Below are 23,687 nucleotides of genomic sequence, written 5' to 3'. Positions count from 1 at the left end.
GATCTGATACGAGCCTCGCGACAACCCGACCAAATTCGTGCTAAGCGACCCGGATGTTCATTCGTACCTTTGCCTGGCTGCTCGCCGCTGCCGTTACGTTCGCCACCCTCGGTCCTCCCGGCCTTCGCCCCCATTCCGACCTCGGTCAGGACGGCGAACATGCGCTTGCCTTCGTCATGGTGGGATTGGCCTTCGGCCTCGCCTATCCACGCCGGCGCCTACTGAGCGCAGCGGCCGCGGTCGTCCTGATCGGCGTTCTCGAGCTGATGCAATTTTGGGCACCCGGCCGTCACGCGCGGCTGGTGGATTTTGTGGTCGATGCTGCCACCGCGTGCCTCGGCTTTGCACTCGCCGCCGCCGCAGACCGGCTACTCTCGCGCTTTCGCACCAGCTCCGCCATGACAAGCGAAGGCCCCGCGGAGTGATGCTCCGCAGGGCCCTGCTCAGCACAAAGAATTGCGTCGATCAGTCGATGATCTTGACCACGCGGCGTGTGCGCGGCTCGACGATCACCCGGCGATCGTTCACGACCGCATAGCGATATTCGGTGTAGTTCGGCACGGGCCGCAGCACCACGGTCGGAGGCAGCGGCTCGCCGACCACGACGCGCTCCTGGACCACGACGGAGTCGCTGCGAGGAATTCCGCCGAGGACCGCATTCGGAATTTCGAGACCGGCGCCGACGGCTGCACCCACGGTGCCGCCAACCATTGCACCGATCGGGCCGCCGATGTCGCCACCTGCACGCGCGCCGTCCCTGGCGCCCTGTTCGGTCGTCGACTGAGCAAAGGCTGCGCTCGACGCCAGCAGCGACGCTGCAGCCAACGTAATCGCAAGACGGGTTTTCATGGTGTTCTGTCTCCAGTGATTGTCCTGCGCCTTCAACCCGCGGGGCCGGAGCATTGTTCCGGTTCCCCTGCGACGAAAGATGGATCACTGGACAGTGTTACCGCGTAACAGTTCAGGCCCTGGCGATCTCATGCCCCGCCATCAGTTCCAGCGCCCGCACCATGGCGGAGTGATCCCAGGCCTTGCCGCCATGTGCGGTGCAGGACGAGAACAATTGCTGCGCCACCGCCGTGCTCGGCAGCGACAGGCCGAGTGCACGCGCACCTTCGAGCGCGAGATTGAGATCCTTCTGGTGCAGCTCGATGCGGAAGCCAGGATCGAAATTGCGCTTCACCATGCGCTCGCCATGCACCTCCAGAATTCGCGAGGACGCGAAGCCGCCCATCAGCGCCTTGCGCACCAGCGCGGGATTCGCACCGGCCTTGGATGCGAACAACAGGGCCTCGCTCACGGCTTCGATGGTGAGCGCGACGATGATCTGGTTGGCAACCTTTGTCGTCTGCCCGTCGCCGTTGGCGCCGACATGCGTGACGTTCTTGCCCATCTTGTCGAAGATCGGCTTCATGGTGCCAAAAGCCCGCTCCGGCCCGCCGACCATGATGGTGAGGCTCGCCGCCTTGGCGCCGACCTCCCCGCCCGACACCGGCGCATCGAGATAATCAGCGCCGAGCGCCTCGATCTTTTTTGCAAACTCCTTCGTCGCCAGCGGCGAGATCGAGCTCATGTCGACGACGATCTTGCCCTTGGAGATGCCGCTGGCGACACCCTCCTTGCCGAACAGCACGGCCTCCACATGCGGCGTATCCGGCACCATGATGATGACCGCGTCCGCCTGCTCCGCGACCTTGCTGGCGGATGTGCAGGCGATGCCGCCCGCGGACATCAGCTCTGGCGCGATCGGCGCAACGTCATGCAGGAGAACGCGATGGCCCGCGGCCAGGAGATGGCCGGCCATCGGCCGTCCCATGGTGCCAAGTCCGATGAAGCCGATGTTGGTCATGTTTGATTTCTCACAGTTGAAGTAGCAAAATTCATCCGCGCACTCGGTGCACCTCTCCCGCTAGCGGGAGAGGGAGCGCACCGCCGACGTGGCAATATTCTCAGGTCTCAAACGTCTGTGCCGCATGCCACGACAGGCCCTCCAGCGTCGTGGTGCGCGGCTTGTATTCGCAGCCGATCCAGCCGCGATAGCCGATCGCGTCGAGGTGGCGGAACAGGAAGGGATAGTTGATCTCGCCGGTGCCGGGCTCGTGACGGCCGGGATTGTCGGCAAGCTGGACGTGAGCAATCTGAGGCAGATATTCCTGCATGGTGCGGGCGAGATCGCCTTCCATGATCTGCATGTGGTAGATGTCGTACTGGATGAAGAGGTTGTTCGACCTCACCTCGGAGATCAGCTGCACCGCCTGCTCGGTGCCGTTGAGGAAGAAGCCGGGAATGTCGAGCGTGTTGATGGGCTCGACCAATAGCTTGATGTTCTCTCGCGCCAGCGACGAAGCTGCAAAACGCAGATTCCCGACCAGCGTCTCCCGAAGCTCGTGCGGATCGGCGTCGACAGGGGCGATGCCGACGAGGCAGTTGAGCTGCTCGCAATCGAGCGCCCTGGCATAATCGATCGCGCGGAACACGCCGTCGCGGAATTCGGCGATGCGGTCGGGCAGGATCGCAATGCCGCGCTCGCCCCCCGCCCAGTTGCCGGCGGGGAGATTGTGCAGCACCTGCGTCAAGCCATGCGCCTCGAGCTGCTCGCGCAGCTGCGCCTTGTCGAAATCATAGGGGAAGAGATATTCGACCCCGGCAAAGCCCGCCGCCTTCGCCGCCGCAAAGCGGTCGAGGAACGGCATCTCGTTGAAGAGCATGGTGAGATTGGCGGCAAATTTCGGCATGGTGCTTCGTCCCCTATTCCGCCGGCTGCAGCACGCGCGTGGTATCGACTTCGTCGAGCGGAAGGTCCAGCACCTCCTCGAACTCGACGATGTTGTCGATCTCCGTGCCCATCGCGATGTTGGTGACCCGTTCGAGGATGAACTCGACCACCACAGGCACGCGGTGCTTGGCCATCAATTCGCGGGCGGTCGCAAACGCTGCCTGCGTGTCCTTCGGGTCGGTGACGCGGATGGCCTTGCAGCCGAGGCCTTCGGCGACCGCGACATGGTCGACGCCGTAGACGCCGATCTCGGGCGCGTTGATGTTCTCGAAGGAGAGCTGGACGTGATAGTCCATGTCGAAGCCGCGCTGGGCCTGTCGGATCAGGCCGAGATAGGAATTGTTCACGACGACGTGGATGTAGGGCAGATTGAACTGCGCGCCGACCGCGAGCTCCTCGATCAGGAACTGGAAATCGTAGTCGCCGGAGAGCGCGACGATCTCGCGCTCCGGGCACGCCGCGCGCACGCCGAGCGCGGCCGGCAGCGTCCAGCCGAGCGGCCCCGCCTGCCCGGCATTGATCCAGTTGCGGGGCTTGTAGACGCCGAGGAACTGCGCGCCGGCGATCTGCGACAGGCCGATCACGGTGACATAGGTGGTGTCGCGGCCGAACGCCTTGTTCATTTCCTCGTAGACGCGCTGCGGCTTGATCGGGATGTTGTCGAAATGGCTCTTGCGCAGCATCGTCTTCTTGCGGTCGCGGCAGGCCGCAGGCCACGCCTGGCGCTCGCGGAGCCTGCCTGACCGCCGCCACTCCCTGGCGACGGCGACGAACAGTTCGAGCGCGGCCTTTGCGTCCGAGACGATGCCGAGATCGGGATTGAACACGCGCCCGATCTGCGTCGGCTCGATGTCCACGTGAACGAATTTGCGACCCTTGGTGTAGGTCTCGACCGAGCCGGTGTGGCGGTTGGCCCAGCGATTGCCGATGCCGAGCACGAAGTCGGACTCCAGCAGCGTGGCATTACCATAGCGGTGGCTGGTCTGGAGACCCACCATGCCGGCCATCAGCACGTGATCATCGGGGATCGCGCCCCATCCCATCAGCGTCGGCACGACGGGTATGTTGGCGATTTCGGCGAACTCGACCAGCAGGTCCGAGGCGTCGGCGTTGATGATGCCGCCGCCCGCGACGATCAGCGGCCGTTCGGCGGCGTTGAGCATCTCCAGCGCCTTCTCGACCTGCTTGCGCGTCGCGGCGGGCTTATAGACCGGCAGCGGCTCGTAGGTCTCGTCATCGAATTCGATCTCGGCGAGCTGTACGTCGAGGGGCATGTCGATCAGCACCGGCCCCGGCCTGCCTGAGCGCATCACGTGAAAGGCTTGGCTGAACACACGCGGCACCAGCGCCGGCTCACGTACCGTCAGTGCCCACTTCGTGACAGGCTTTGCAATCGACTCGATGTCGACCGCCTGGAAATCCTCCTTGTAGAGCCGCGCGCGCGGCGCCTGCCCCGTAATGCAGAGGATCGGGATGGAATCGGCGATCGCGGAGTAAAGACCGGTGATCATGTCGGTGCCAGCCGGCCCGGAGGTGCCGATACAGACCCCGATATTGCCGGCCTTGGCGCGTGTATAGCCTTCGGCCATGTGCGAAGCGCCCTCGACATGGCGCGCCAGGATGTGGCGGATCGAGCCGCGCTTCTTCAGCGCCGAGTAAAGCGGATTGATTGCAGCGCCGGGAACACCGAAGGCCGTCGATATACCTTCCTTCTCCAGGATACGCACGGCCGCATCGACAGCTCGCATCTTCGCCATATCGGACCTCGCTCAAATTGCGTCAGCGAGCGAGATCATCAGATACGCAGAAGCCGATCTCAACGAGACCGATTTTATTTTCCACGATGCGGCAACCACGAGAGAATCGTGGACGTGTCAATCGGTTAGATCAACAGATGCGTGAAAGCAGCTCACTCGAACAGCGGCACCAGCTGCATCTGCGGCACCAGCACGAGTCCCTTATCGGTGATGCGAATTTCCGGAATGACCGATAGCGGAATCAAATTGAAGCCCATGTACGGGATGGTGCAGCCGGCCTCGGCCCATTCCTTCTTCAGCACCTTCACCTCTTCCGCGACTTCGGTGACACGCTTGTCGGACAGGAGTCCTGCGATCGGCAGCGGAACCAGCGCCCTCACCTCGCCGTCGGCGACGACGCAGACGCCGCCCTGCCGCTCCTTGATGGCGGCGATGGCGACCTGCATGTCGCCCTCGTTGGTGCCAACGACGATGAGATTGTGGCTGTCGTGCCCGACGCTGGACGCGACCGCGCCGCGCTTCAGGCCGAAATCCTTCAGGAGCCCATGGGCAACGTTCCCGGCGGATTTGCCATGACGCTCGACCACGGCGACGAAGCAGAGACCGTAGCGCGCGAACAGCGACGGCCAGTCTTTTGCGGGTTCGATCTCCACTTTCTCGTGGATCAGCGTGATGCCAGGCAGCGCGGTCTTGATGGCGTTGACGGTGCAGGCCTTCGCGGGCAATTCGGGCGTCAGCTTCATCGTCTGCGGCAGCTTGACGGTCGCATAGGCTCTCTTGGGATATTGGTAGCGATGCGACAGCGCCTGATCGAGACGCGGGGTGATCTTGCCGTGCTCGACCACGAGCTCGCCACCATACCAGGTGCATTGTGGCTCGAGCTGATCGTCCATCAGCACGAGATCGGCGCGGCGGCCGCCGCCAAGCCCGCCGATATCGCCTTCCATCCCGAAGCGGGTCGCGCCATGCAGAGAGCCCATTGACCAGGCCTGCTCGGGCGACATCCCCGCCTTCACGGCTTCCCGCACGACCCAGTCGAGACCGAACAGCAGGAGATCATCGGCGTCACGATCGTCCGTGCACACGGCGGTGCGCTTGTGCGAGGCCCCGAGCTCGGTGATTGTTCGGATCGCTTGCGGCAGCGAGTGCCAGGGCGTAGTCGGCGGTCCCCCGCGCAAAAACACCCAAACGCCGGCATCGAGCAGGTCATCGGCGATGTCGCGGTCGATCGCCTCATGGGTGTCGGTGACGCCGGATGCCGCATAGGCCGCAACGAATTCGCGGCCGTAGACATGCCCGGAAACGGGACGCCCCCGCTTCAAGGCTGCGGAGAGGATGGCATGGCTGCGCTCGTCGCCCATCGTGACAGGCACGAAATCCATCTTCTCGCCAAGCGCCACCGCTTCGGGCCAGCGATCGAACAGACCGGCGATCTTGTCCGGCGTGAGGTCGCCGCCCGCCGTCTCCAGTTCAGCCGAGGTCGCGGGAACCGTGCTCGGCACGGTCAAGAAGATCGACAGCGGCGCCTCGCGCGCATCTTGCAGCATCGCCTCCACACCGGCGACGTCCATGACGTTGCCGATCTCGTGGCTGTCGCAGAAGATCGTGGTGGTGCCGTTCAGCAACGCAGCCTCGGCATAGGCGCAGGCCGTCACCATCGAGGATTCGATGTGGATGTGCGGATCGACGAGGCTGGGCGCGATGATGCCACCGGCGGCGTCATACAGCGGAACATCGCTCCAGGCTTTCTTGGCTGTGCCTGCCGGTTTCACCGCCGCGATGCGGCCGCCTGTGATCCAGACTTCCCGCCCCTGATGAATGCGCTCCGAATAGGTCGAGAGCACCCGCGCCCCCGTGACGACGAGATCCGGCGCGACGCGGGCCGACGCAACATCGGCCAAGCGCCGCGTCATGCTGTGCAGGGGAGCAACGGTGAAGCGGGTGAGTTTGGTCATCGGGGCTCTCACGGATATTGGACAGCCCAGCGATGGTTGCCCCCGACGGCGGCAGGGGCAACTCAAATAAAACGGCACCTTTGCTTACGCATTGGGCAAACTGGCCGTTGATGAGTTCCGCTAGTCCTCATTCGCCTTGAACCGCCCGAGCCCCTTCAAGACGAAGGGTGCCACCAGCGCGATCAGCGCGACGCCGAGGAGCGTCGCCGAGATCGGGCTCTGCAGCAGCGTCATGGGATCGCCGAGGCTGATCGCGAGCGCGCGGCGGAGCTGGCTTTCGGCAATCGGGCCCAGGATCAGGCCGACGACGACGGGCGCGATCGGGAAATCGAACCGGCGCATCAGGAAGCCGAGCACGCCGAAACCGGCGAGCATCGACAATTCCACCACCGACGGCTTTGCCGCGATGGTGCCCATGGTCGCGAACACCAGGATGCCGGCATAGAGCCAGGGCTGCGGGATCGCGAGCAGCCGCACCCACAGGCCGACCAGCGGCAGATTGAGCACCAATAGCATCATGTTGGCGATGAACAGGCTGGCGATCAGGCCCCACACGAGGTCGGGCCGCTCGGCGAACAGCAGCGGGCCCGGATTGAGACCATATTGCTGGAAGCCCGCCAGCATCATCGCGGCGGTCGCCGAGGTCGGCAGGCCTAGCGTCAGCAGCGGCACCAGCGTGCCGGCAGCGGAGGCGTTGTTGGCGGCTTCGGGGCCGGCGACCCCTTCGATCGCGCCCTTGCCGAATTCTTCGGGATGCTTCGTCAGCCGCTTCTCGGTCGAATAGGACAGGAAGGTCGGGATCTCCGCGCCGCCGGCCGGGAGCGCACCGATCGGGAAACCGAACATGGTCCCGCGCAGCCATGGCTTCCAAGACCGCTTCCAGTCCTCCTTGGTCATCCACAGCGAGCCGCGCACCGGCTCCAGCTTCTCCTCGGTGTGGTGGCGGCGCGATGCGACGTAGAGTGCCTCGCCCACCGCGAACAGGCCGACCGCGAGCGTTGTGACTTCAACGCCGTCGAGCAATTCAGGAACGCCGAACGCAAGCCGCGCCTGACCGGTCAACTTGTCGATGCCGACGAGACCGAGCGTCAGACCGATGAACAGGCTGGTCAGGCCGCGGATTGGGGAATCGCCGAAGGTCGCCGACACCGTGACGAAGGCAACGCACATCAGCGCGAAATAATCCTCCGGACCGAAGCGCACGGCGACATCGACCAGCCATGGCGCAAGGAAAGCCAAGCCAATGGTGGCGATGGTGCCGGCGACGAAGGAACCGATTGCGGAGGTCGCAAGCGCCGGCCCGCCGCGGCCGGCCTTGGCCATCTTGTTGCCTTCGAGCGCGGTCGCCATCGAGGCGCTTTCACCCGGCGTGTTGATGAGGATCGCTGTGGTCGATCCGCCGTACATGCCGCCATAATAGATGCCGGCGAACATGATCAGCGAACCGCCGGGGTCGAGCTTGTAGGTCACTGGCAGCAGCAGCGCGACCGTCAATGCCGGGCCGATGCCGGGCAGAACGCCCACGGCCGTGCCGAGGAACACGCCGATCAGCGCGTAAAGCAGGTTCATCGGCTGGACGGCGACCGCCATGCCGTGAGCCAGCGCGGCAAAGGTATCCATCACAGCAGTCGCTCCAGCGGGCCGGCAGGCAGGCTCAGCGTCAACAACCGGTCGAACGCGAGATAGATGAGGGTCGACATCACGAGAGCGATGATGGCGTCGATGAGGATGGCACGGCGCCCGAAGGCCGCCGAGGTCGTCACGAACAGGGCCGAAGTCGCCAGGATGAAGCCGCCGCCAAAGCCGATGATGGCGATCAGCAGCGCCAGACCGACGAGGATCAGAACCACAGGCACGGGATCGGCGCTTTCGCGTGCCGGCAGATTGCCGCGCAGTGCGTCGATGAAATTGCCGATCGCAAGCAGCGCAAGGCCGCAGGCGACCACAACCGGCATCGCCTCCGGCCCCATCCCATACATCGCGGCGGATTGCAGGCCGCGCGCGTCCCAGACCAGCACGACCGCGAGCACCGCAAGCGATGCCGCGATGACGAGACCGGCGCGGTCGACGCGCCGCGGCGGCTGGACGGGATCGCCCGAGGTCATGATTTGACCAAGCCGACCGATTTCAGCACGTCGGTGACACGGGCCGTTTCCTTCTTCAGGAAGTCGGCAAAAGCATCGCCGCCGAGATAGGCATCCTCCCAGCCCTTCTGCTTGAGGATCTCTTTCCAGGCGTCAGACTTCACCATCTTCTCGACCGCATCGCTCAAGGTCTTGCGCTGCTCCGGCGTGATGCCGGGAGGCGCGACCACCGAACGCCAATTGGCGATCACGAGGTCGATGCCCTGCTCCTTGAACGTGGGGATGTCGCTGCCTGCGATGCGCTTCTCCGAGGTCACGCCGATCGCGCGCAGCTTGCCGGACTTGATCTGCCCTTCATATTCGCTGAGCCCCGAAATGCCCGCGGTGACCTTGCCGCCGAGGATCGCCGCCAGCGACTCGCCGCCGCCGGAGAACGGGATGTAATTGATCTTCTTGGCGTCGGCACCGACGGCGCCGGCGAACAAGGCGGCCATCACATGGTCGACGCCGCCGGCCGAACCGCCGGCGAAGGTGACCTTGGCGATATCGGCCTTCACCGCGGCGGCCAGATCCTGCGCAGTCTTGATCGGCGAATTCGCGGGAACCACGATCACCTGGATTTCCTCGGTCAGGCGCGCGATCGGCGTCACCTGCTCCAGCGTCACCGGCGACTTGTTCATGGCGAGCGCGCCGACCATGACGAAGCCGTTGACCATCATCTGGTTGCCGTCGCCCTTGGCGCCGTTGACGAACTGCGCGATGCCGACGCTGCCACCTGCACCGGGAACATTGGTGACCTGCACGCTGCGGGCGACGCCCGCAGCCACCAGCGCCTGCTGCATCGAGCGCGCGGTCTGGTCCCAGCCTCCGCCCGGAGCCGCCGGCGCCATCAACTTGAGCTCGAGCTGCTGGGCAAAGCCCGGATTGGCTGCCGCCAGAGTCAACGCGACGGCTGCGCCGACAAGGCGCACGGGAAATCGGAACATGAGGGCATCTCCAGGCTCATGCGGACGTTTGCCGCATTGTGTCGTTTGGTCGCATATCAACCAAAACGGCCGATGCTGTCCAGTGACATGCCTCAGGGTTTTTGGTCAGCGGGGCGCCGGGATCACCCCGCCGAGCGCGGCAGTCAGTTCCGCCGCGACGTCCCGGACGATCTGGCCGATCTCCGGCAACCGTTCGTCGGTGACGCGGCTCGTCAGGCCGGAAACAGAGATCGCCGCAAGCGGTTCGGCCAGCGCGTTGTATACCACCGCGGCGACGCAGCGCAGGCCGATCTGCGCCTCCTCATCGTCGACGGCAAAGCCCTGTTTGCGGATTTTCCCGAGCTCCCTGAACAGGTCGCTCGGGCGCACGATCGACTTCTCGGTCAGGCGGGGCATGCCGTGATGACGGATGACGGCGCCGACATCCTCGTCTGAATAGGTTGCGAGCACCGCCTTGCCGACGCCGGAGGTCACCATGGGGACGCGGCCACCGACCTTGGTCAGCGAGCGCATGATCTCGCGGCTTTCCATGCGGGTCAGCACGATGATGAATTCATCGTCGACCACGGCGAGATTGGCCGTCTCGCGGGTGAGATCGCGCAGCTTACGCAAATATGGAATTGCCTGTGCGGAGAAATTGCGTCGCCGCGCAAAGCTGGCGCCGACCGTGAAGCTGCGCACGCCGACGTGCCATTTGGATTCGCCACGGTCGAACTGCACGAAACGGCGGCTTTCGAGCGTTGCGAGCAGCCGGTGCACGGTGGACGCCGACAGGCCGGTGCGGATCGCGAGATCGCTCAGACGATAGCCTTCGTCGTCCTCGGCCAGCGTTTCGATGATCGACAGCGCGCGGTCGACCGATTGCACGCCACCGTCGCGGCTCTCGTGATCGGCCTCCGAGGCCGATTTGGGCTCGAGCGATTTGCGCCGGATCACGTTCTTGCTCATCGCGACCTGACCGTTCTCCCTCGCCCCGCTCGCGGGGAGAGGGTCGGGGTGAGGGGAGTCTCCGCAAAGACGGTGAGAGATGGATTCGTGGAGAGTCCCCTCACCCGAATTGCTTCGCAATTCGGCCTCTCCCCGCAAGCGGGGAGAGGTGAAGTCGCAGCTCAGAGCAGCCCTGCCCCGCGCGCCCACTTGTACTTGGCGCCAAGCACCTCGACCGGTAGCTCGGTCGAATAGGCGTAAGCCGGGATGCCGTTCTGATAGAGATATTCGGCGGCCTCCTCGACCTCGACGTCGCCAGCGAGCGAGGCAACCATCGGCTTCACAAAACCCTTGGCCTCCATCTCCTTCTTCACCTCGACCATGTTGCGAGCGAACACCATCGGCGGCGTGACGATGGTGTGCCAATAGCCGAGGATCAGCGCGTGGATGCGCTCATCCGACAGGCCGAGCTTCACGGTGTTGACGTAGGTGATCGGCGGCTCGCCGCCGGTGATATCCACGGGATTGCCGGCCGCTCCAAACGGCGGGATGAACTTGCGGAAGGCCGCATCGAGATCCGGCGGCATCGACATCAGCGACAGGCCGTTATCGACGCAGGAGTCCGACAGCAGCACGCCCGAGCCGCCGGCACCGGTGATGATGAGAACGTTCTCGCCCTTCGGCGTCGGCAGCACCGGTACGCCGCGGGCGAATTCAAGCAACTGGCGAAGTGAGCGGGCACGGATCACGCCGGACTGCTTGAACACGTCCTCATAGATGCGATCGTTGCCGGCGAGCGCGCCGGTGTGGGACGACGCCGCCTTCGCGCCGGCCGAGGTCCGGCCGGCCTTGAGCACCACCACCGGCTTCTTCTTGGACACGCGCTTTGCGGCTTCCGCGAAGGCGCGGCCGTCCTTGAGGTCTTCGCAGTGCTGGGCGATCAGATTGGTGTTCGGGTCCTGCTCGAAGAAGGCGAGCAGATCGTCCTCGTCGATATCGGACTTGTTGCCGAGGCCGACGATCGCGGACACGCCCATCTTGGCCGAGCGCGAGAAGCCGATGATGGCCATGCCGATGCCGCCCGATTGCGACGACAGCGCCGCATGGCCCTTGACGTCATAGGCGGTGCAGAAGGTCGCGCAGAGGTTGGCGGGCGTATAATAGAAGCCGTAGATGTTCGGCCCCATCAGACGGATGTCGTACTTCCTGCCGACCTCGACGATCTCGGCCTGCAGCTCCGGCGCACCGGCTTCAGCGAAGCCCGACGGAATCAGCACCGCGCCCGGGATCTTCTTCTCGCCGCATTCGGTCAGCGCGGCCGCGACGAATTTCGCGGGGATTGCGAACACGGCGACGTCGATCACACCCGGCACGTCCTTGACGCTCTTGTAGGCCTTGTAGCCGAGGATCTCGGCGGCCTTGGGATGGATCGGATAGATCTCGCCCTTGTAGCCGCCGTTGATGAGGTTCTTCATCACGGAATTGCCGATCTTGCCGTCCTCCGCGGAGGCGCCGACGACGGCGACCGCCTTCGGCTGCATGATGCGGTTCATCGCCGCGACGATCTCTTCGGTCGGACGCGGCTTCGGCTTCGGCTTGTAGGCGAAGTCGACCACGATGCGGACGTCTGCGGCCGTGGCATCCTTCGGCGTCGCGAACACCGGGTTGAGGTCGAGCTCGACGATCTCAGGGAAATCGGTGACGAGCTGCGAGACCTTGACGATGACGTCAGCGAGCGCATTGCGGTTCACCGGCTCGCCGCCGCGCACGCCCTTTAGAATCTCGTGCGCCTGGATGCCGTCGAGCATCGAGAGCGCGTCTTCCTTGGTCGCCGGCGCGAGGCGGAAGGTGATGTCCTTGAGCACCTCGACCAGCACGCCGCCGAGGCCGAAGGCGACCAGCTTGCCGAACGAGCCGTCGGTGATCGAGCCGACGATGACCTCGGTTCCGCCGGCCAGCATCTGCTGCACCTGCACACCTTCGATCTTGGCATCGGACTTATATTTCTTTGCGTTGCCGAGGATGGTCTCGTAGGCCTTCTCGGCCTCTTCAGTCGTCTTGAGGCCGACGATGACCCCGCCGGCTTCGGTCTTGTGGAGAATGTCCGGCGAGACGATCTTCATCACGACCGGGAAGCCCATGGACGAAGCCATCTTGCCGGCCTCGCCCGCCGACTTGGCCACGCCCTCCTTCGGCACCGGAATGCCGTAGGCGTCGCAGACCAGCTTGCCTTCCGGGGCCGTCAGGCTGGTGCGGTTGTCCGCCTTGACCTGGTCAAGCACCTTGCGGACGGCATCTTTGGAATTGGACATGTGGCTTCTCCCTTGACCTCAGTTCGTTCTTTTCAAAGCGCGCGCGTGTTTGCGGCTGCCCATGATGCTTGCCATTCGCCGCGCTCTGTTCCATGCGGCGGTACGGAGTGGCATAAGCCTCAGGACTACTCCGCCGGCATGGATCAAAAATGGCTGGCGATGGCATTTGGTATGCCAGAAGCCAACTTGTCAAGCTGGTGCATGGCCTAGAAGGCCGCAAAAAATAGGCAGCTTGACATTCTGGCATGTGGTATGCCAAAAACTTTCCAGTTAATATTCCTGTAAAAGACGACTCCCCACTGGAGGAGATTCGTCGTGTCACTACGGAAACCAACCAAGGCGTTGCCGAACATGGCCGAGGCAGACATCGCAATCGTTCGTATTGCCCCGGAGAGCAGCTTCAAGAACAAGGCGTATGACGCCTTGAAGGAAGCCATCCTCAAGATGGACATCTACTCGACGCCCGAGCCGGTGATGCTCGACGAGCGCGCGCTGTCCGAAAGGCTCGGCGTCAGCCGCACGCCGATCCGCGAGGCCATCGCGATGCTGGAGCAGGACGGTTTCGTGAAGACCGTGCCCCGCCGCGGCATCATGGTGGTGCGCAGGACCAAGAGCGAGATCGTCGACATGATCCGCGCCTGGGCGGCGCTGGAGAGCATGGCCGCCCGCCTCATCACCACCACCGCGCGCAAGAAGGACATCACGGCGCTGCGCGACTATTTCAAGGATTTCGGCAAGGACCGACTGCCCGAGGATCACGTCGAGGAATATTCGCGCGCCAACATCGCCTTCCACCAGGCGCTGATCTCGCTGTCGGAATCGCCGGTGCTGGTCGATCTCACCAACGACCTGCTCTTGCACGTGCGCGGCTATCGCCAGCTGACCATCGGACGCAAGGACCGCACCGCGACGTCACTGCCCGAGCATCTCGGCATCATCGAAGCGCTCGAAGCGCGCGACACCGAGCTTGCCGAGAAGCGCGCCCGCGATCACACCCTCGGCCTTGCCGCTTACGTCGAAGCGCACGGCCAAGAACTGTTTACGTAACTGTTCACTTAAGCAACGTTCACCAGAAGGGCGAACAATTCGCCCCAACGACCTTGAGACCAGGGAGACAAGGCCCATGCTGAATACCGCGACCAAGTCCGAAGCACCGGGCACCGAGCAGGAACTGACGGATGGCTTCCATCTCGTCATCGACGCGCTCAAGCTGAACGGCATCAACACCATCTATAATGTGCCGGGCATCCCGATCACGGATTTGGGCCGCATGGCGCAGGCCGCGGGTATTCGCGTGATCTCGTTCCGTCACGAGCAGAACGCCGGCTACGCCGCCGGCATCGCCGGCTATCTCACCAAGAAGCCCGGCGTCTGCCTCACGGTGTCGGCGCCCGGCTTCCTCAATGGTCTCACCGCCCTCGCCCACGCCACCACCAATTGCTATCCGATGATCCTGGTCTCCGGCTCTTCCGAGCGCGAGATCGTCGACCTCCAGCAGGGCGACTACGAGGAGATGGACCAGCTTGCGATCGCAAAGCCGCTGTGCAAGGCGGCCTATCGCGTGCTGCACGCCCAGGACATCGGCATCGGCTTCGCCCGCGCCATCCGCGCTGCGGTCTCAGGCCGTCCGGGCGGCGTCTATCTCGACCTCCCGGCAAAACTGTTCGGCCAAGTCATGAACGCCGAGGCCGGCCAGAAGTCGCTGGTCAAGGTGATAGACGCGGCGCCCGCGCAGATCCCCTCGCCCGCATCCGTGAAGCGCGCACTCGACGTGCTCAAGAGCGCCAAGCGCCCCCTCATCATCCTCGGCAAGGGCGCGGCCTACGCGCAGGCCGATGAGGAGATCAAGAGCTTCGTCGAGAAGAGCGGCGTTCCGTTCCTGCCCATGAGCATGGCCAAGGGCCTGCTCCCCGACACCCATCCGCAATGCGCCGGCGCCGCCCGCTCGACGGTGCTGAAGGACTCCGACGTCGTCATGCTGATCGGCGCGCGGCTGAACTGGCTGCTGTCGCACGGCAAGGGCAAGAGCTGGGGCGAGGCGCCGAAGAAGTTCATCCAGGTCGACATCGAGCCGAAGGAGATGGATTCCAACGTCGAGATCGTCGCGCCCGTCGTCGGCGACATCGGCTCGGTGGTCTCCGCCTTCAACCAGGCGATGGGATCATCCTGGACCGCCCCGCCGGCCGAATGGACCAACGCCGTTTCGACCAAGCGCGAAGAGAACGTCGCCAAGATGGCGCCGAAGCTCATGAACAACAAATCGCCGATGGATTATCACGGCGCGCTCGGTGTGCTGAAGAACGTCATCAAGGACTATCCCGAGGCGATCCTCGTCAACGAAGGCGCCAACACACTCGACCTCGCCCGCGGCGTCATCGACATGTACAAGCCCCGCAAGCGTCTCGACGTCGGCACCTGGGGCGTGATGGGCATCGGCATGGGCCAGGCGATCGCGGCCGCGCTCGAGACCGGCCACCCCGTGCTGGCGGTGGAAGGCGACTCGGCGTTCGGCTTCTCCGGCATGGAGGTCGAGACCATCTGCCGCTACAATTTGCCGATCTGCGTCGTCATCTTCAACAATGACGGCATCTATCGTGGCACCGACGTCAACGGCGCCAACTCCGATCCGGCAACGACCGTGTTCGTCAAGGGCGCGCGCTACGACAAGATGATGGAAGCCTTCGGCGGCGTCGGCGTCAACGCGACCTCGCCGGACGAGCTGAAGCGTGCCGTCAACGACGCCATGAAGTCCGGCAAGCCGACGCTCATCAACGCCGTGATCGATCCGGCCGCCGGCTCGGAGAGCGGCCGCATCGGCAACCTCAATCCACAGAGCGTTCTGCAGAAGAAGAAGTAAGTCCACCCCTCAACCCTTATTCCCTGCCGGGTGCAGGGGCAGACAGAGTACGGAGCAATACGATGACCAAAGCGCTCGAGGGCGTTCGCATTCTCGACTTCACCCACGTCCAGTCAGGACCGACCTGCACGCAGCTGCTGGCCTGGTTCGGCGCCGACGTGATCAAGGTGGAACGCCCGGGCGTGGGTGACATCACCCGCGGCCAGCTGCAGGACATCCCGAACGTGGACAGCCTGTATTTCACCATGCTCAACCACAACAAGCGCTCGATCACGCTCGACACCAAAAACCCCAAGGGCAAGGAAGTCCTCACCGAGTTGATCAAGAAGTGCGACGTGCTGGTGGAGAATTTCGGCCCCGGCGTGCTCGACCGCATGGGCTTTCCTTGGGAGAAGATCCAGGCGATCAACCCGAAGATGATCGTCGCCTCGATCAAGGGTTTTGGCCCCGGACCGTATGAAGACTGCAAGGTCTATGAGAACGTCGCCCAGTGCACCGGCGGCGCCGCCTCCACCACCGGCTTCCGCGACGGCGTCCCGCTCGTCACCGGCGCGCAGATCGGCGATAGCGGCACCGGCCTGCACCTCGCGCTCGGCATCGTCACCGCGCTCTACCAGCGCACCCACAGCGGCAAGGGCCAGCGCGTCACTGCCGCGATGCAGGACGGCGTGCTCAACCTCTGCCGCGTCAAGCTGCGCGACCAGCAGCGCCTCGCCCACGGCCCGCTGAAGGAATACAGCCAGTTCGGCGAAGGCGTGCCGTTCGGCGACGCCGTGCCGCGCGCCGGCAACGATTCCGGCGGCGGCCAGCCCGGCCGCATCCTGAAGTGCAAGGGCTGGGAGACCGATCCCAACGCCTACATCTACTTCATCACCCAGGCCCCGGTCTGGGAGAAGATCTGCGATGTGATCGGCGAACCCAGCTGGAAGACCGATCCGAACTACGCCAAGCCGGCGGCGCGCCTGCCGCGCCTGAACGAGATCTTCGCCCGCATCGAGCAGTGGACGATGACGAAGACAAAGTTCGAGGCGATGGAGATCCTCAACAAGGACGACATCCCCTGCGGCCCGATCCTGTCGATGAAGGAGATCGCGGAAGACCAGTCGCTGCGCGCCACCGGCACGGTGGTCGAGGTCGACCACCCCACCCGCGGCAAGTACGTCTCGGTCGGCAACCCGATCAAGCTGTCGGATAGCCCGGCAGACGTGACGCGATCGCCGCTGCTCGGCGAGCACACCGACGAGATCCTGCGGTCGGTGCTGGGCTTCAGCGATCACCAGGTCGCCGAGATCCACAAGTCCGGCGCGCTCGACCCGCCGCAGAAGCAGGCCGCCGAGTAAGCGGGCCACATTTCACGAGACCAAAGGGGCCGTCCGAAGGGGCGGCCCCTTTTGCTTGGGAAGGCGTGCAATCGCAGGCTCAAAATCAAAACTGGAAAACAACCCCATGCACAGTAGCCATCCCACTGGCACGCAACGATATTTCTGATTCGACGAAAAAATTCTGCCCCGTCGGGCAAAACAGGGGTATTATGTCATCGTGGATGTCATGTCGGGAGCGCACATCCGGCGCTGGCTGCTGCACATCGGAGCGGATCCCCGACCACACGCTGTTCGCGGAAGGGCTGCAGAGATCTGGAGTCCAAGGGCGTTTATCGGACGTCAGCGCGAGGGACGTCAGCATGGGCCACAACCGGACGGATTGGCGGCGCAATCTAACGTCCCCGCCCAGCCGGAGCCAGTCGGTGCTAGCGAAGACCGGGAAGATCACCCTTCAGCCGCGCTTGCCGACCGTCGCAGACCCGGCGGTAACCTCGTCCTTGTGCGCGGAAAACGCAGCCAGCACCTCGGCTTTCTCGCGCTTAGGGACTTTGGCAAAGTCGAGGCTCCGCCCGAGTTCCGCCGCGACCTCATCGAACTCTGCCGGAGATATTCTGAGATTGCGGTGCGCTTCCTCAAGTCCGAGCGGCGTCGCGCCAGGCTTGGTGGCTGCGAACTTAAGGGGCCCGCCCGAAACGTCGCAGACCCACAGCGTCCGCATGAACTTGAGGCCCGGCAACCTTGTCAGGTTCTTGGTGTGCCATTCTCGTAGTTGCGGATTCTTGGACTTCTGGCCCACGACGGGATTCTTCACGACAGCGTCGCTGAAGTGATCCACCACGGCCGCAATAGCAAAAACGCCGCCCAGCCGCTCATACAGACTTTTCTCAGGCGAGGTTTGCTGGGCCTGCGCGTATGCCTTACTCGCTCCCTGCAATGCAGTCGTCGGGGCGGCGGTCAGCGCCATTCCTGCGACCATGCTTCGTCGTGTGATGGAAGTCGGAATAAATTGTACCATGGTCACCTCCTCTGGTGAGGCAACAGGATAATCCGTTGGGAGCATGCAGCCGGTCGGATTTCGTCACTTTCTTCCGGCATTAAATTTTAGGTCGATGGATTAAGATGGAAGCGTCGGGGTTACACGCTAAGAACGATTCACCGCACATTCGCTTGTGTGGCCGCCCGGGACGTCTGCGATGGGCCACAAGCGGAAGTCGGCTCTCTATTCGATAACTTCATCGGCGCGGGCTAGGAGGCTTTCAGGTAATTCCAAGCCGAGCACCCTCGCGGTCTTGCGGTTGATGATGAATTCGAATTCGGTCGGAGCTTGCACTGGCAGGTCTGCCGGATTGGCGCCGCGCAAAATTCGATCAACGTAGGATGCCGCGCCTGCATATATTTTATTGAGGTTTACTCCATACGAAACAAGACCCCCTACATCGCAGAATAGTCGTAGGAAGTAGATCGCGGGCAACCTGCACTTAGCAACAAGCGCGGTCATTTCCTTCCGTCGTGCGGCAGTCAGTGCGTCAGGTAGAAAAACAAGACCAGCGTTCCGCGTGTCTTGGAGAGATACGATTAGCCGTTCGATGCTGGAGCTATCGCCGTGGGGCGTCTCCACCGAAACCACTCCGGAGGTTTGTGCGACGGCCTTTATCGAAGCGAGAAACGCAGCAGAGTTATTCCCTAGTTCTGGGTTGTAGACAACGCCGATCCGCTCAATCTGCGGCGCGATTTCCTTCAGCAGGGAGACCCACTTACCCCCGAGAGATGGTACAAAGGCAGTGAACCCGGTAACATTACGACCGGGCCGCGCGAAAGTCTCGACATAGCGCATTCCAATCGGATCGCTGACCATCGCGAATACGGTCGGGATATTAGACCCCTCAGCTTGCAGTGACGCCATCGACGTGTTGGTAACCGCGAACAAGACATCAGGCTTCAACGAGATCAATTCGCGCGCGCACTTGCGGCTCTCCTCAGTATCGCCATCGCTTATGCAATAGTCTATGAGCAGGTTCTGACCCAACAGCCATCCTTTCTCCTTCAATACTCTTTCGAGAATCGGCCTGCTTAGAGGGCTAGCTAGGAGCGCACCCACGCGGCGGACTTGGGCCTGAGCCCCCGCAGTATATGGGAGGATTGCTACGGCACCGCTGAAGGCTATGAATTCCCGCCGTCGCATGCGTCGCTCCCTCTAGGGATCACGCCTGTGGGAAGATCAGCTTAGCACTTTTTTCGTGAGACCGGGTGCAATGACTGCTTCGGGTCAAAAGCTGCTGTCGAACACGAAGCCGCAATAGGTCTGCCAAGGGCCAGAAGCGGAAGAAGTACAGCCGAACTAATCAGGTATTCCCCAGGTGGCACGCACAAATAAACGGGCCGGCGGCAGCACGGAGGCGAGGTCAACTGGGGCGCGGTCCGGCTTAATTGCAATCAGATCGTAGCTCGCACCATGGTCGCTCGTCGTGTCCCTTAGCATTACACCGTCCGCGGTGTCCCGCGTCAGGGTCGCCGGTGCGGGATCAACGATGACGGCGGCGCGAATGCGCGCGTCCTGTATCGGCTCGGGCGGCGTCTCGCCGTTGTGAGGCTGTGCGCACATGCCGGTCGTCTCCTTGCAGAGGCTGGCGACCCTGGCGAAATCCGGCTTGATCCCCATCAGCACGAGGCCGGTCGCCCCTCCGAGCGAGAAACCGACGAAGCCGACCCGGGCAGGATCGATCACCGCCCTGTCCTTCCAGTCGTTCAACAGAAAATCGAGCAGGCGCACGATGTCGGTCGGACGCGATCCCTAGACCGACAGCGTATCGCGCCTCGAGGGATCGCCGACCGTATCGCCGGGATGATTGATGGCGGCGACGATGAACCCGGCATCGGCCAGCGCCTCCGCCGTGTCGTGCTGCTGGCCGAAAAATCCACCCCGTCCGTGCGAGTAGATGACGAGCGGCAGCTTTGCGCCCGTGACGGGGCAATCCTTCACGCCCTTCAGGTCGAAATCGGCGGCGACCGATAAACGGCCCAGCGCCACATGCGTGGGCTCCGCCGCGCACGGATACCAGATCGCGCCTGACAGCGCTGGATCGGCATCGAGCAACTGAATGCCCACAGCCGCGGCCGGCGAACCAAGACAGCAGAGCGTGATAGCGAAAGCCCAAAGCGTGCTGCGCAACGAAAGTTCTCCTGATTTCCCGCAGGAGTTGAACGAGGTAACGATAGCGGAATTGTGGCTTCGGCTTGCCGAGCGGGGACACCTTTGCCGCCGCCGTCGGTGTTGAAGCAAAGTGTCCGCAAGAAGCCAGGGCTATCGCATATGACTGGTGGCGGCCTGCGCGCACGCCTCGTCCTTCGAGACGGCGCTCACGCGCCTCCTCAGGATGAGGCTCATCGGCGTCAGTGCTCGTTGGCTATCTCGAGCGGCTCAATGCGCCGACATCGTAGTCGACGAAGATGATGCCGCATCATCTCGGCATGGTGCGCAGCCAGTGCCGGATCGCCAGAGCTTTGGCGGCGGTATCGCAGTCTCGCGAGGCGCAAGGACGTCAGCGACAAGCCAATACGCGGCTTTCACTGACTGTCACTCCTCTCAGGGGTGCCCACGCAAAAGGACCACGAACAGCGTCGCAGAAAGCACGCTAGCCAGAGCAGCGTCACGACAACAGTGGCGAAGTGCCAATCTATGTCGCGGCGTCTGGCGCGCATTTGTGTTTCCAGCGGGTGGTCAGAGGTCCGGGCGAACGCGACGTATGCACAGCGCAGGCGAGTCGCTCCGCCTCTTCGACCTTGAGGCGGAGTTTTTCTAGTTCTGCAAGTTGGGAAGAGAGTTCGTTCAGCCGTTCGACAAACACAATCGTGCGGTGGTTCTGCATCGACGCCCTCGCCACAAGACTTGAACGGTCTAAGAGTAGAGAAGAGGAAGTGCGCAGCTCATTAAGATAAGTGAATCGGGGGTTGCGCCAAAAGACCGCTAGCCCGATTCAGGCTCAAACCCGTCCACTCCCTCAGGAACTCTCAGAGAGCGGAAAAAAGCGACACAACAACTGCTAGATTCAATATAGGCGGATCACGCGAGCAAATGCATTCTCAAGCGGCTTCGGGTCTGCTCCGATTTTTACATAGACTGGGGCGTAGCTTCTTTTTTCGGAATTTCCATCTTTGTAGACCCGAGACACGCAGTCGCTTAGCAGGCAATATAATCTGAGATGTGGAAGCCCCGGAGCGTGCGTTACAAATTCCGGTTCTGGTTTGAGATCGCCGACGCGAGCCCAATAAGCCGAAGATCTGTTGAATATCTCAATTTTGTCGTCATTGATGCTAACCCCGTACGTCAAAGGGGACCAATCTGCTCTCCATACGCGTGCCTCGCAATCTTTCTGAATGCAGTATGAAGGTCTGCAAGAGCTAAACGCTTTTCATCGCGTGTACCTGATTTCTTGTTCGGGAAAAGCTCTTCGAAGATTCGGTCGATATAGGGCTTTAGGCAATCGAGCTGTCGCTCAGAGAGTTTGACTCCGCTGTCAGTTACTTCTTTTTGCAGTGCAGCCACCAGCCCGTGGGCTTCCTCCTTCGTGAAGTTGACACTGGCGTCGGCGGATGCGTCAGCAGGTCTCAACAGTGTAATGCGACCGGTCGCATTTCCCTTCACTTCTGTTTTCTGCGTTGCCGAGCCGGTAGGGCATCCTACTTTAATAGCCTCTGCCCAGCTCGATGCGTCTGGCTAAGTCGTCGGATTGGGCATGAGCCAATCCGATACCGATCGATTGAAGCGCGACAAGCCCAACGAATAGCAGCCGTTTCATCTCCTCCTCCACAAGTGCTCAAAGCGACTAGGACAGGCCGGTTCGCGAGCTACGCCGCGGATCGATTGACAACTTCAAGTAGCTTATCTCTATTTCGACTACTTGAGCTTGGAAAAATGATGGGTGTGCGGCGCATCAAACCTCTGTCGAAACAGGCATTGAAGTCACTCGCTCCGAGGCGCCGCGCGCCTGTCCACTCCCTCAGGGTGCCGGTTCGCTCTCCTCAAGAGGGCCCCAGCGCCATCGAAAGGATCGTGAGAAGACCGATGGCGGCTATTGCCCAAGCAAGTAAATGCATCGTCCGCGTAGGGCGATTAATGAACATTCCCTGCTCCCTCCGGTGCAGCTCAACGTGGGCAATTACGTGGGTCGAGAGGCTGTTTGATCTAGATCGAAGTCCATGTGTCCCGGCAAACCCGGTCCGTTTACTCCTCTCAGGGGAGCTGATGCATTCCCTTCAGGCTGACGTTCACTGCTCTCCGGCTCCGCGGCGCTCCCCCTCGGTGACGTCCCGTTTCGAATTTCGGAAATGATCTATGCCATAGGCGATCATCACTCCGACAAGCCACCCGATAAAGATGCCCAGGTTGGTCCAGTGGCCGAACAGCTTCTCCTCAATCCAGCCGACCCCCCAGACTGAGATGAGCCCTAAGGTGACCTTCAATAGAGTAGTACTCGTTTTTTCCTTAGAGCACTTCTTGCCTCCCTTGCAGCGCTCAGTGCTAAGCATATTGACGCCGACGGACCAACTCCGAGCGAAACCGATCTTCTAGCGTCGCCCGGCAACTGCGCCCTCGGCTTTCGCGCCCCTTAAGCAGCGCAGATCAATTTCAGATCAGCTTCGAACCTGATGCTGCGCTTGCCCGCAAGCGCCGTGCCCTCGAGGAAACCGCCCTGCGCATCGCACGTCCCGGAAAAACCAATTCCAATCTCGTGTCCGCCGAATACCGGGTCTTCCCCTCGCGCCGGCGTATGCTCTTGATTGACCATCTGCCCTCTCCATCGACCGCTGGAGGAGGAATATGACCCCAGATAGTAGAAGAAGGCATCGCCACCCAGGATACGGCCGTTGTTCAATAGCATCACTCCAGTCAGGCCGCCGGGCACGCCGTCCAGGATTTTCAGATGGATGGAGTACAATCCGTTGGAAATGCCACCTTCACCAATCATCCCGGGCGCCGGAAGGTCGCTTTCATCCAGCGGGGTCATGATGGATCGAAAGACGGCACCCGGCACCTGCGGGGAACTGCCCTCGAAGTGAAACGCCTTGCCAACGGCTCTTCCAACGACGGAAATTGACGAGACGTCGGAACCCAGCAAAGACTGATGATCAGCGCCAAAATTGTGTCGTCGGCTGGTCACATCGACACGGATTGAGTCCCCCTCGACATGGTAATTCCCGATATGAGCAAACCCTGAATTGCCGCCCAGCAACTTGCCCCGGCGCACATACGTGACGCTCCGGCCAACCATTTGATTGATCGAGAATTCACTTTTGAAGAGGCCGTCGAAAGTGCTTGATAACTCGTTCATCCGGCACCACCGATTGACTCGGACTCCTCTTTTGCTCAGCGGCTAGTCTCGGAAGACCGAGAGTACCGTTCGATTATTTCGACATCGGGGTCGATGACGCCCTCGCGATAGCCGAACAAGTTGAAGTCTGAGTTCGGGGCAGAGCAGACTTGCTCTGCCCTGCCCGTGGTTCGCTACTGGCCGCGCCTGCGTTACCACCACTAAGCACCACAAAATCCATTCAGTCAGAACCGATAATTGATGCCGCCCTTGGCCGTATGAAGCTGAACCTCGGTGTCCGTGAAGGACGCGCCGGGGAATGCAAGAGCATTGCCGTTCGACTTTCCGAGATTGATGTAGATGTACTCGGCCTTGAACGTCCAGCGCGGATCGAATGCCCATT

Annotated in this window: 21 protein-coding genes; 4 read left to right on the top strand and 17 right to left on the bottom strand. The window is 62.5% G+C overall.

The genetic code is table 11. From position 1 onward, the window contains the following. Positions 1–53: 53 nt before the first annotated feature. Complete coding sequence (locus I6F36_RS25925; protein WP_036023344.1) at positions 54–425, top strand: antibiotic resistance protein VanZ; 372 nt, start codon at positions 54–56, stop codon at positions 423–425. Between the two features lie 40 nt (positions 426–465). Here I6F36_RS25925 and I6F36_RS25920 read toward each other — a convergent pair whose 3' ends face one another. The 10 genes from I6F36_RS25920 to I6F36_RS25875 form a co-directional block, all read right to left on the bottom strand. Next, positions 466–849: a DUF1236 domain-containing protein gene (locus I6F36_RS25920; RefSeq protein ID WP_036005622.1), complete on the bottom strand. Its 384-nt coding sequence runs from the start codon at positions 847–849 to the stop codon at positions 466–468. Between the two features lie 112 nt (positions 850–961). Then, positions 962–1,849, bottom strand: coding sequence for a 2-hydroxy-3-oxopropionate reductase (locus I6F36_RS25915; protein ID WP_225124817.1), 888 nt, complete (start codon positions 1,847–1,849; stop codon positions 962–964). A 100-nt stretch (positions 1,850–1,949) separates the two neighbouring features. Next, positions 1,950–2,735, bottom strand: a complete 786-nt coding sequence (gene hyi, locus I6F36_RS25910; protein WP_036005630.1) for a hydroxypyruvate isomerase — start codon at positions 2,733–2,735, stop codon at positions 1,950–1,952. Positions 2,736–2,748: 13 nt separating this feature from the next. After that, positions 2,749–4,533 carry a glyoxylate carboligase gene (gene gcl / locus I6F36_RS25905; RefSeq protein WP_225172440.1) on the bottom strand — a complete coding sequence of 595 codons (1,785 nt, stop codon included), beginning with the start codon at positions 4,531–4,533 and terminating at the stop codon, positions 2,749–2,751. A gap of 152 nt (positions 4,534–4,685) precedes the next feature. Then, positions 4,686–6,488: an adenine deaminase C-terminal domain-containing protein gene (locus I6F36_RS25900; RefSeq protein ID WP_225172439.1), complete on the bottom strand. Its 1,803-nt coding sequence runs from the start codon at positions 6,486–6,488 to the stop codon at positions 4,686–4,688. A 120-nt stretch (positions 6,489–6,608) separates the two neighbouring features. Further along, a complete protein-coding gene (locus tag I6F36_RS25895; RefSeq protein ID WP_036023341.1) occupies positions 6,609–8,108 on the bottom strand; it encodes a tripartite tricarboxylate transporter permease in 1,500 nt (499 codons plus the stop codon). Next, entirely contained in the window at positions 8,108–8,593 is a 486-nt protein-coding gene (locus tag I6F36_RS25890) for a tripartite tricarboxylate transporter TctB family protein (protein WP_036005655.1), read from the bottom strand. The genes I6F36_RS25895 and I6F36_RS25890 overlap by 1 nt, the downstream gene beginning before the upstream one ends. After that, complete coding sequence (locus I6F36_RS25885) at positions 8,590–9,558, bottom strand: tripartite tricarboxylate transporter substrate binding protein (protein ID WP_036023339.1); 969 nt, start codon at positions 9,556–9,558, stop codon at positions 8,590–8,592. The genes I6F36_RS25890 and I6F36_RS25885 overlap by 4 nt, the downstream gene beginning before the upstream one ends. Before the next feature lie 105 nt (positions 9,559–9,663). Next, positions 9,664–10,506 carry an IclR family transcriptional regulator gene (locus I6F36_RS25880; RefSeq protein WP_225172438.1) on the bottom strand — a complete coding sequence of 281 codons (843 nt, stop codon included), beginning with the start codon at positions 10,504–10,506 and terminating at the stop codon, positions 9,664–9,666. Between the two features lie 161 nt (positions 10,507–10,667). Continuing rightward, positions 10,668–12,797, bottom strand: coding sequence for an acetate--CoA ligase family protein (locus I6F36_RS25875; protein WP_225128832.1), 2,130 nt, complete (start codon positions 12,795–12,797; stop codon positions 10,668–10,670). A gap of 351 nt (positions 12,798–13,148) precedes the next feature. Here I6F36_RS25875 and I6F36_RS25870 point away from each other — a divergent pair, with 351 nt between their 5' ends. From I6F36_RS25870 to frc, 3 genes are all read left to right on the top strand, one after another. Next, entirely contained in the window at positions 13,149–13,844 is a 696-nt protein-coding gene (locus I6F36_RS25870; RefSeq protein ID WP_157282741.1) for a GntR family transcriptional regulator, read from the top strand. Between the two features lie 76 nt (positions 13,845–13,920). Continuing rightward, positions 13,921–15,654 carry an oxalyl-CoA decarboxylase gene (gene oxc, locus I6F36_RS25865; protein WP_036005667.1) on the top strand — a complete coding sequence of 578 codons (1,734 nt, stop codon included), beginning with the start codon at positions 13,921–13,923 and terminating at the stop codon, positions 15,652–15,654. Positions 15,655–15,716: 62 nt separating this feature from the next. Continuing rightward, positions 15,717–16,994 (top strand): formyl-CoA transferase, encoded by a 1,278-nt coding sequence (frc, locus tag I6F36_RS25860; protein ID WP_225144004.1) that lies wholly within the window; start codon positions 15,717–15,719, stop codon positions 16,992–16,994. Positions 16,995–17,427: 433 nt separating this feature from the next. Here frc and I6F36_RS25855 read toward each other — a convergent pair whose 3' ends face one another. From I6F36_RS25855 to I6F36_RS25825, 7 genes are all read right to left on the bottom strand, one after another. After that, on the bottom strand, positions 17,428–17,991 hold the full coding sequence (locus I6F36_RS25855; protein WP_225149826.1) for a group 1 truncated hemoglobin: 564 nt from the start codon (positions 17,989–17,991) through the stop codon (positions 17,428–17,430). Between the two features lie 204 nt (positions 17,992–18,195). Further along, a complete protein-coding gene (locus I6F36_RS25850; protein ID WP_225149827.1) occupies positions 18,196–19,158 on the bottom strand; it encodes an ABC transporter substrate-binding protein in 963 nt (320 codons plus the stop codon). A 156-nt stretch (positions 19,159–19,314) separates the two neighbouring features. Further along, a complete protein-coding gene (locus I6F36_RS25845; RefSeq protein WP_225149828.1) occupies positions 19,315–19,746 on the bottom strand; it encodes a hypothetical protein in 432 nt (143 codons plus the stop codon). Between the two features lie 21 nt (positions 19,747–19,767). After that, entirely contained in the window at positions 19,768–20,145 is a 378-nt protein-coding gene (locus tag I6F36_RS25840; RefSeq protein ID WP_225149829.1) for a hypothetical protein, read from the bottom strand. Between the two features lie 1,155 nt (positions 20,146–21,300). Beyond that, positions 21,301–21,618: a hypothetical protein gene (locus I6F36_RS25835; RefSeq protein WP_225172437.1), complete on the bottom strand. Its 318-nt coding sequence runs from the start codon at positions 21,616–21,618 to the stop codon at positions 21,301–21,303. 623 nt (positions 21,619–22,241) lie between these two features. Beyond that, a complete protein-coding gene (locus tag I6F36_RS25830) occupies positions 22,242–22,436 on the bottom strand; it encodes a hypothetical protein (RefSeq protein WP_225172436.1) in 195 nt (64 codons plus the stop codon). A 146-nt stretch (positions 22,437–22,582) separates the two neighbouring features. After that, on the bottom strand, positions 22,583–23,305 hold the full coding sequence (locus I6F36_RS25825; protein ID WP_225172435.1) for a hypothetical protein: 723 nt from the start codon (positions 23,303–23,305) through the stop codon (positions 22,583–22,585). Positions 23,306–23,687 lie beyond the last annotated feature (382 nt).

It is taken from the genome of Bradyrhizobium sp. BRP19 (genome assembly GCF_020194195.1).
Taxonomy (GTDB): Bacteria; Pseudomonadota; Alphaproteobacteria; order Rhizobiales; family Xanthobacteraceae; genus Bradyrhizobium; species Bradyrhizobium yuanmingense.
Note: the sequence above shows the minus strand (reverse complement) of the source record. Positions and strands in the feature narration are given on the sequence as shown.